The organism is Streptomyces sp. NPDC057654, from assembly GCF_042800135.1.
Taxonomy (GTDB): Bacteria; Actinomycetota; Actinomycetes; order Streptomycetales; family Streptomycetaceae; genus Streptomyces.
Genome location: NZ_JBHVHQ010000305.1, coordinates 1 through 9,002, shown reverse-complemented (window position 1 = coordinate 9,002; position 9,002 = coordinate 1). Strand labels below are relative to the sequence as shown.

Below are 9,002 nucleotides of genomic sequence, written 5' to 3'. Positions count from 1 at the left end.
GCAGCGAGGGTCGCGGTCACGCCGCGCCGCTCTCCGCGCCCGTACGCGCATCCGAGCCCGCCCGGTAGCGGCGGCACTCCTCGTACGACGGCAGCAGCCCCTCCCGCTCCGCCCGCGCCAGCGTCGGCGCGGCGGCGTCCTTCTCCGACAGCAGCGGCTCCACGCCCCGCGGCCACTCGATGCCGAGCTCCGGATCGAGCGGGTGCACGCCGTGCTCGCGCTGCGGCGCGTAGCCGGTGGAGCAGAGATAGATCGCGGTCGCGTCGTCGGTGAGCGCCATGAAGGCGTGGCCGAGCCCCTCGGAGAGGTAGACGGCGCGGTGCGACTCGTCGTCCAGCAGCACCGCCTCCCACGCGCGGTACGTGGGCGAGCCGACCCGCAGGTCGACCACGACGTCCAGGATCGCGCCCCGCACACAGGTGACGTACTTGGCCTGGCCGGGCGGCACGTCCGCGAAGTGCACGCCGCGCAGCGTGCCGCGCCGCGACCGCGAGCAGTTGGCCTGCGCGAGCACCGGGGCGCGGCCCGCGGCGGCGGTGAACTCCGGGGCGCGGAACCACTCGTGGAAGCTGCCCCGGTCGTCGTGGTGGACGTGCGGTTCGCGCGTCCACGCGCCCTCGATGGTCATCGGGCGCATGAGGCCCCTCCTCGGTTTCTCTCGGTTCCGTCGATGCCCGCCGTCCCGGCGGCGACGGCGGCGAATTCGGCGTGCAGCGCGTCGCGCCAGTGCCGGGGCCGCGGCAGCCCGGCGGCCGTCCACCGGTCGTGGCCCAGCACGCTCCACGCGGGGCGCGGCGCGGGCCGGCCCAGGGAACCGCTGTCGGTGGGCCGCACCCGGTCGGGGTCGGCGCCGGCCAGCCGGAAGACCTCGCGGGCCAGTCCGTACCAGGTGGTGTGGCCGGCGGCGGTGGCGTGGAAGACGCCGGGCCGCAGCGGGCCGCGGCCCAGATCGAGCAGGCGGCACGCGACGTCCCTGGTGGCGGTGGGCTGGCCGTACTGGTCGTCGACGACGCTGACCGGCCCGTCGCCCGCGGCCCGCTCGGCCATGGTGCGCACGAAGTTGCGGCCGTACGGCCCGTACAGCCAGGCGGTGCGTACGACCGTGCCCGCGCGCGGCAGCTCCGCGAGGACCGCGCGCTCGCCGGCCAGTTTGGTCCGCCCGTACGCGGTGCGCGGGCCGGGCTCGGCGTCCTCGCCGTAGGGCGGGCCCGCGTCGCCGGGGAAGACGTAGTCGGTGGAGACATGCAGCAGCCGGGCGCCGGTGGCCGCGCAGGCGCGGGCGAGGACCCGCACGGCCTCGCCGTTGACGCGCAGCGCCCGCTCCTCGTCGGACTCGGCCGCGTCCACGTCCGTCCAGGCCGCGCAGTTGACGACGACGGACGGGCGGGCGCGGTGCAGGGCGCAGCCGACAGCCCGCTCGTCGGTGAGGTCGAGGTCGCGGCGGGTCAGCGGGAGCGCCGAGGCGCCCTCGGCGGCCAGCAGCCGGCACAGGTCGCGGCCGAGCATCCCGCCGGCGCCGGTGATCAGCCAGCGGGTCACCGGCTCTCACCGCCCGCTCCGGCAGGCCGCGCGGCAGCTCGCGGGGCGACCGGGGCGACCGGGGCGTTCGGGGCATCCGAGGCGTCCTTGGCGGGCTCCCACCAGGACCGGTTGGCGCGGTACCAGTCGACGGTCTCGGCGAGTCCGTCTTCGAAGGAGTGGCGCGGCCGGTAGCCCAGCTCGGTGCGGATCTTCGACCAGTCCACGGAGTAGCGCCGGTCGTGGCCCTTGCGGTCGGCGACCCGCTCGACCCGCTCCCAGTCGGCCCCGCAGGCGGTCAGCAGCCGCTCGGTGAGCTGAGTGTTGCTCAGTTCCGTGCCGCCGCCGATGTTGTAGACCTCGCCGGGCCGTCCCGCGTCGAGTACGAGCCGTAGCGCGCGGCAGTGGTCGTCGACGTGCAGCCAGTCGCGGACGTTCGCGCCGTCGCCGTAGAGCGGGACGCTGCCGCCGTCCAGGAGGCGGGTCGTGAACAGCGGGATGACCTTCTCGGTGTGCTGGTACGGCCCGTAGTTGTTGGAGCAGCGCGTCACGGAAACGTCGAGCCCGTGCGTGCGGTGGTGGGCGAGCGCGAGCAGGTCGGAGCCCGCCTTCGACGCGGAATAGGGGGAGTTGGGTGCCAGTGGCTGGTCCTCGGACCAGGACCCGGCGGAGATCGAGCCGTACACCTCGTCGGTGGAGACGTGCACGAAGCGCGCGATGCGGTGCCGCACCGCCGACTCCAGCAGCACCTGAGTGCCCAGCACGTTCGTCGACGCGAACTCCTGCCCGCCCGCGATGGACCGGTCCACATGGGACTCGGCGGCGAAGTGCACGACCATGTCATGGCGGGCGAGGAGCGAGTCGACGAGCCCTGCGTCGCGGATGTCGCCCTGGCTGAAGGTGAAGCGCGAATCTCCTTGCACGATACGGAGGTTGGCGAGGTTTCCGGCGTAGGTGAGGGAGTCCAGGGCGGTGACGGCGAGCGCTCCGCCGGGCCCCTCCGGGCCGAGCAGGGTGCGGACGAAGTGGGAGCCGATGAAGCCGGCCCCGCCGGTGACGAGGATTCTCATGGGTGTCCAGGAGGTGATGAGCGGTCAGGCGGTCGGGTCTGCGCGGCGTCAGGAGGTGATCTGGACCTGGCTGTGGTCGCCGAGGACGAGGCGGTGGGCGCGCGGCGCGCGGGCGGCGCCCGTCACCCGGACCGTACGGCCGATGAGGGAGCCCTCGATCCGGCCGACGCCCTCGATGCGGGAGCCGTCGAGCACGATGGAGAACTCCACCTCGCTGTCGCTGATCAGGCAGCCGTCGGCGACCGAGGTGGAGGGGCCGATGTAGGAGTCGCGGACGACGCTGTCCGCGCCGATGACCGCGGGCCCCACGATCCGGGAGCGCACGACGCTGGCGCCCGCCTCGACCCGTACCCGGCCGACGAGTTCGCTGTCGGCGTCGACCGTGCCGAGCACGGCGGGCGGCATGGCTTCGAGAACGGTCCGGTTGACCTCCAGCATGTCGGTGACGTTGCCGGTGTCCTTCCAGTAGCCGCTGATGACGGTGGAGCGCACCGTACGGCCGTCCTCGATGAGCCACTGGATGGCGTCGGTGATCTCCAACTCCCCCCGCGCGGACGGCTTGATGGACCGTACGGCCTCGTGCACGGCCGGGGTGAAGAGGTAGACGCCGACCAGCGCGAGGTCGCTGCGCGGCGCGCCGGGCTTCTCCTCCAGCCGTACCACCGCGCCGTCCGGGTCGAGTTCGGCGACGCCGAAGGCGCTGGGGTTGTCGACCTTGGTGAGGAGAATGCGGGCGTCGGGCCGGGCCTCGCGGAACTCCTCGACCAGCTCGGTGATGCCGCCCACGACGAAGTTGTCGCCGAGGTACATCACGAAGTCGTCGTCGCCGAGCCATTCGCGGGCGATGAGCACGGCGTGCGCCAGGCCCAGCGGGCTCGCCTGCGGCAGGTAGCTGACGCGCGCCCCGAAGCGGGAGCCGTCGCCGACCGCCGCCCGGATCTCGGCCTCCGTCTCGCCGACGACGATGCCGATCTCGGTGATCCCGGCGGCGACGAGCGACTCGATGCCGTAGAAGAGCACGGGCTTGTTGGCGACGGGGACGAGCTGCTTGGCCGCGGTGTGCGTGATGGGGCGCAGCCTGCTGCCGGTGCCTCCGGAGAGGACTAGTGCCTTCATGAGGGGGTCATCCTTGGGTGACGGGGGCGGACGCGGTTTCGGCGTTCTCGGGGTGTTGAGCGGATTCGTCGGTGGTCTCGGCGGCCGCCGTCTGGTGCTGCCACAGCCGGGCGTACGGGCCCTCGGCGGCCAACAGCGCGTCGTGCGTGCCCTGTTCGGCGACCTTGCCGTCGTCGAGGACGACGATCCGGTCGGCGCGGGCGGCCGTGGCGAGCCGGTGCGCGACCACGACGGTCGTACGGCCGGTGGCGAGCCGGTCCCCGGCGTCGAGCACGGTCTGCTCGGTGGCCGGGTCGAGCGCGGCCGTCGCCTCGTCCAGGAGCAGCAGGCCGGGGGCGACCAGCTCGGCGCGGGCCAGCGCGATCAGCTGCCGCTGTCCGGCGGACAGGCTCGCGCCGCGCTCGCCGACGGGCTGCCGGAATCCGTAGGGCTGGGCGGCCACGGCGGGCAGCGCGCCCACCGCCCGCACCGCGGCCTCCACCTCGCCGTCGCTCGCCTCCGGACGCCCGTAGCGGACGTTGGCGGCGATGTCGCCGGTGAACAGGTGGGCCTCCTGCGGCACGACGCCCAGCAGCCGGCGGTACGCGGACGGCTCGTACGCCCTGATGTCCGCGCCGTCGACCAGGACCCGGCCCTCGCTCGCGTCGTAGAAGCGGGCGAGGAGCTTGACGACGGTGGACTTCCCCGCGCCCGTCGCGCCGACCAGCGCGACCGTCTCGCCGGGCCGTACGCGCAGGCTGACGCCCTCCAGCGAGGGCCGGTCCGCGCCCGGGTAGCGGTGGGTGACGTCGCACAGCTCGATCTCGCCGCGCAGCCGGTCCGGTACGGGCGCGGGGTCCTCGGCGGACGGCACGGAGGCCGGTACGCGCAGCAGCTCCACGGTGCGGCGCAGCCCGACGGACGCCTGCTGGTAGCTGTCGAAGGCGAGAGACAGCTGCTGCACGGGGGCGAAGAACATGCCCAGATAGAGCATGAAGGCCACGAGCACGCCGGGGCTCAGCGAGCCGTCCGCGACCCAGCCCGCGCCCACCAACAGCACCAGCGCCTTGGAGAGTTCGGCGGTGAGGTTGATGCACGGGAAGTAGACGGCGGCGTAGCGCTGCGCCTTGAGCCGGGCGGTGCGGTAGCTCTCGGAGAGCTTGCCGAACGCCTCGGCGGTGTGCCCCTCGCGGTTCTGCGACTGGGAGACGCGCAGCCCGGTGACGTTCTCCTGGAGGCTGGAGTTGACCTCGCCGATGCGCCGCCGGGCGTCGGTGTACGCGGCCGAGGAGAGCCGCCAGAAGACGGCCGTGGCGATGGCGACCAGCGGCAGCAGGGCGAGCGCGGTGAGTGCGAGCGATACGTCCACGACGAGCATCGCGACGACGGCGGCGCACAGTGTGGCGAGCGCCGCGACGGCGGTGAGCAGGTTGGTCTGGAGGAACGCGGACAGCGCGTCGATGTCGTTGACCATCCGCGTCATGATCTGGCCGCCGCGCTCACGCTCGTAGAAGTCCAGTCCCAGCCGCTGGAGTTGGGCGAACGTGCGGATGCGCAGCCCGTACAGCACCCGCTCCCCGGCGCGCCGGGTGACGCGCGCCTGGAGGCTCAGCGCGACCCAGCCGCCCGCGACGACGAGGAGCGCGAAGAGGGCGGTGGTCGCCAGCACCCTGCCGTCTCCGGCGTCCACGCCCGCGTCCAGGCCGTGCCGTACGAGCAGGGGCAGCGCGATGGTGGCCAGGGAGTCGGCGGCGACCAGGGCGAGGCCGAGGAGCAGGGCCGCGCGCACCGGCCGCAGCAGGCGCCCGAAGCGGAACTTCGGCTCGGGGGAGCGGAGTTCGGTCTCGTCGAGGCGCGGATCGTCGGCGGGCTCGTCCTTTGGCGCGGGGGTATCGCCGCTGTCCGGCTCGGGCCACAGCTCCGGCGTGACGCCGTCGGACGCCGGGCGGTCGGCGACGGGGCCGATGGGCGTGTCGATGGAGTCGCCGGGGCCCGCCAGGAGTTCGCGGAAGAGCGTGCAGCGCTCCGTCAGCTCGGCCTCGGTGCCGGTGTCCACGACGCGACCGCCGTCGAGTACGGCGATGCGGTCGGCGAGGGCGAGCGTGGAGCGGCGGTGTGCGATCAGCAGGGTCGTACGGTCGGTGGTGACGGCCCGCAGCGTCGCCTGGATGGCGGCCTCGGTGACGGCGTCGACGGCGGAGGTGGCGTCGTCCAGGACGAGGACCCGCGGGTCGGCGAGGAGCGCGCGGGCCAGCACGACGCGCTGGCGCTGGCCGCCGGAGAGGGTCAGGCCGCGCTCGCCGACCTCGGTGGCGTAGCCGTCGGGCAGCCGGGAGATGAAGCCGTGCGCCTCGGCGGCCTCGGCGGCGGCCCGTACCTGCTCGTCGGTGGCGTCCGGGCGGCCGTAGGCGATGTTGTCGCGGATCGAGCAGGAGAAGAGGAACGGCTCCTCGAAGACCAGGCCGATGGTGGAGCGCAGGGAGGCCAGGGTGAGTTCGCGGGCGTCGGCGTTCGCGTCGGGCGGGCCGACGCGCACGGAGCCGTGCTGCGGGTCGTAGAAGCGGGCCAGGAGCAGGGAGACGGTGGACTTGCCGGAGCCGGACGGGCCGACCAGCGCGAGCGTCTCGCCGGGCCGAACCGCGAGGGAGACCCCGTCCAGGACCGGGTCGCTGGGCGCGTACCCGAACCGTACGTCCCGCAGCTCGACGCCCACCGGCCCGGCCGGGACCTCGCGGGCGTCGGGCGCCTCGGTGATCTCGGGCTGGGCGTCGACGAGTTCGTAGACCCGCTCGGCGGCGGCGCGGGCCTGCTGCGCGGTGACGAGGAAGCTCGCGAAGAGGCGGGCGGGCCCGGCGAGCAGCGCGAGGTAGGCGGCGAAGGCGAGGAAGGTGCCGAGGTCGATGCTGCCGCGCAGGGCCAGCCAGCCGCCGAGCGCGAGCACCCCGACCTGGCCGAGCGCGGGGAGCGCGGACATGGTGGCGGTCGCGGTGGCCTGGATGCGCGAGACGCGCACCCGGCGGCCGAACAGGGCGCGGGCCGCGCGCGCGAGCCGGTCGGTCTCGCGCTCCTCCTGGCCGAAGCCCTTGACGACCCGGACGCCGGTGACGGCCTCCTCGACGTGCTCGGCGATCTCGGCCGCGCCCGCCTGCGCGGCGCGCGTCGCCGGTACGAGCCGGGCGCGGCTGCGGGCGGCGACCCAGGCGGTGGCGGGGACGACGGTCAGCGCGACGAGGGTGAGCAGCGGGGAGAGCCAGAGCATCGCGCCGACCGCGACGAGGAAGAGCGCGCTGGTGCCCAGCGGAATGGGCAGCATGCCGAGCATCATCTGCACTTGCTGGAGGTCGCTGTTGGCCCGGGAGACGACCTGGCCGGTGCGCAGCGCGTCCTGTTTGACCCCGTCGAGCCGCTGCACGGAGGAGAAGACCTCGGTGCGCAGCTGGTGCTGGACGCCCAGGGCGAGCTTGCCGGCGGCGTACCGGCGGGTGAACTCCGCGCCGAACTGGACGAGGGCGAGCGCGGTGAGCGCCGCCGCCAGCCAGCCGATGCGGCCGGTGTTCCCGGCGACGGCGTCGTTGACGCCGAGCCGGGCGAGGAGTGGGCCGATGGCCTCAAGTCCCGTTCCCAGAACGGAACTCAGTGCTACTGCGAGAAGAAGTCGAGGGTGGTGGCGGCACGCGGCGCCGAGCCTGCGTATCCAGCCGGGGGATGTTGTTGAGCTGCTGGGCACGTGATTAGCTTAGGCTTACCTAAGTAAAGGTCGCCACGTTCTCCGTGTGACCTCGGCCACACTCACCCCATGCGCGCCGATATGCGCCCCGGGACGGCATTCCCCCGTCCCAGCAGGCCATATGACGGTGCGTCGGGGAGGAAAGCAGGTTGTCGATGCGTGTCCTGTTCGCCGGACCGCCCTTCTTCGGGCTCCTCTATCCCATGGTTCCGCTCGCCCAGGCGTTCCGGGCCGCGGGCCACGACGTCGTCGTGGGCACCTGTGGAAAGGCCGCCGGACACGCCGCGCACGCCGGCCTCCCGGTCGTCGACTGCGCGCCGGGCATCGACCCCGATGCCCTCTACGCGGACATGGAGAAGCGTCGCGACCGCAAACCGCCGGCCCCCGGCGAGCAGGGCGAACCGCCCAAGGGGAAGGGCTTCTCCTTCTTCAGCGACGAAATGGCCGACACCATGGTCGACGTCGCCCGCCAGTGGCGCCCCGACCTCGTCGTGCATACCCCCAACGGCGTCGTCGGCCAGCTCGTCGCCGCCCGGCTCGGCGTCCCCTCCGTCCTGCACGCCGTCGGCTTCGGCCACACCGGACGCCACGTCGGCATGATGAACAACGCCCTCGCCGACGGCTACGCCCGGCACGGCCTCGACGGCCCCGACCCCATCGCCGCCTGGCTGGACGTCACCCCGCCCAGCATGAGCGTCGCCGCCGAACCCCGGACGCGCCCGATGCGCTACGTCCCCTACAACGGCGGCAGTTCCCTCCCGCACTGGCTCTTCGAGAACCGCGAACGCCCGCGGATCGCCGTCACCCTCGGCACGGTGCGCCCCGTCGTCGACGGCGTCTCGCCCCTCCAGTGGGTGATCGACGCGGCCCGCGCCACCGACGCCGAGTTCGTCCTCGCCCTCGGCGGCGCCGACCTCGGCGCGCTCGGCCCGCTCCCCGAGAACGTACGCCCCGTGGACTGGATACCGCTCGGCGCGCTCCTCGCCGGCAGCGACGCCGTCATCCACCACGGCGGCGCGGGCACCACCCTCACCGCCCTCGACTCCGGCCTCCCGCAGATCGTCCTCGGCGAGGGCGCCGACCGCCCGGCCAACGCCGCCGCCGTACGCACCCGCGGCTGCGGCCTCATCCCCGGCGCCGACGGCTCCGCCGGCCCGGACAAGGAACTGATCCAGCGCCTCCTGGAAGACGACGGCCTGCGCACCGCCGCGCGCGAGACGGCGGAAGAAATGGCCGCCATGCCGAGCCCGTCGGAGACGGCGGCCCGGCTGGTGGAGCTGGCACTGACACAGGGCAGGCATCGATGACGGGCGGGTATGGCCGGGTGTTGGGGGGAGGCGACTGGGCGTCGGGGGGCGGCCTGGCTCCGGCGGGGGTCGGGCTCGGTTCCGGGGGCGGGCTCGGCCCGGTGGCCGGTTCAGTCGGCTCGGACTCCGCTGACGGGTCAGAGCTCGGCTCCGGGGTCGGGGGCTCGGGCCGTGTCGGCTTCGGCTCGGTGGCCGACTCCGGTGTGGCGGGGGCCGGCCCGATGGGCTCCAGGCCGGCGGGTGCGGGTCCGACCGGCAGCGGTCCGACCGGCGGCGGTCCGGCTC

General features: G+C 74.1%; 6 protein-coding genes. 1 reads left to right on the top strand and 5 read right to left on the bottom strand.

Translation table 11 applies throughout. From position 1 onward, the window contains the following. Positions 1 to 16: 16 nt before the first annotated feature. From ACFU99_RS22135 to ACFU99_RS22115, 5 genes are read right to left on the bottom strand one after another with little or no spacing between them, the layout of a single operon-like run. Complete coding sequence (locus ACFU99_RS22135; protein ID WP_384394553.1) at positions 17 to 637, bottom strand: dTDP-4-dehydrorhamnose 3,5-epimerase family protein; 621 nt, start codon at positions 635 to 637, stop codon at positions 17 to 19. After that, entirely contained in the window at positions 625 to 1,539 is a 915-nt protein-coding gene (rfbD, locus tag ACFU99_RS22130; protein WP_384394551.1) for a dTDP-4-dehydrorhamnose reductase, read from the bottom strand. Before rfbD ends, ACFU99_RS22135 begins: the two co-directional genes overlap by 13 nt. Beyond that, entirely contained in the window at positions 1,536 to 2,588 is a 1,053-nt protein-coding gene (rfbB, locus tag ACFU99_RS22125; RefSeq protein ID WP_384394549.1) for a dTDP-glucose 4,6-dehydratase, read from the bottom strand. The genes rfbD and rfbB overlap by 4 nt, the downstream gene beginning before the upstream one ends. Positions 2,589 to 2,636: 48 nt before the next feature. After that, positions 2,637 to 3,704, bottom strand: a complete 1,068-nt coding sequence (locus tag ACFU99_RS22120; RefSeq protein WP_384394547.1) for a glucose-1-phosphate thymidylyltransferase — start codon at positions 3,702 to 3,704, stop codon at positions 2,637 to 2,639. A 7-nt stretch (positions 3,705 to 3,711) separates the two neighbouring features. Beyond that, positions 3,712 to 7,410 carry an ABC transporter ATP-binding protein gene (locus ACFU99_RS22115; RefSeq protein ID WP_384394545.1) on the bottom strand — a complete coding sequence of 1,233 codons (3,699 nt, stop codon included), beginning with the start codon at positions 7,408 to 7,410 and terminating at the stop codon, positions 3,712 to 3,714. A gap of 155 nt (positions 7,411 to 7,565) precedes the next feature. On the opposite strand from ACFU99_RS22115, the gene ACFU99_RS22110 reads away from it, so the two are divergent. After that, positions 7,566 to 8,717: a nucleotide disphospho-sugar-binding domain-containing protein gene (locus ACFU99_RS22110; RefSeq protein WP_384394555.1), complete on the top strand. Its 1,152-nt coding sequence runs from the start codon at positions 7,566 to 7,568 to the stop codon at positions 8,715 to 8,717. The last annotated feature ends 285 nt before the right edge of the window (positions 8,718 to 9,002 follow it).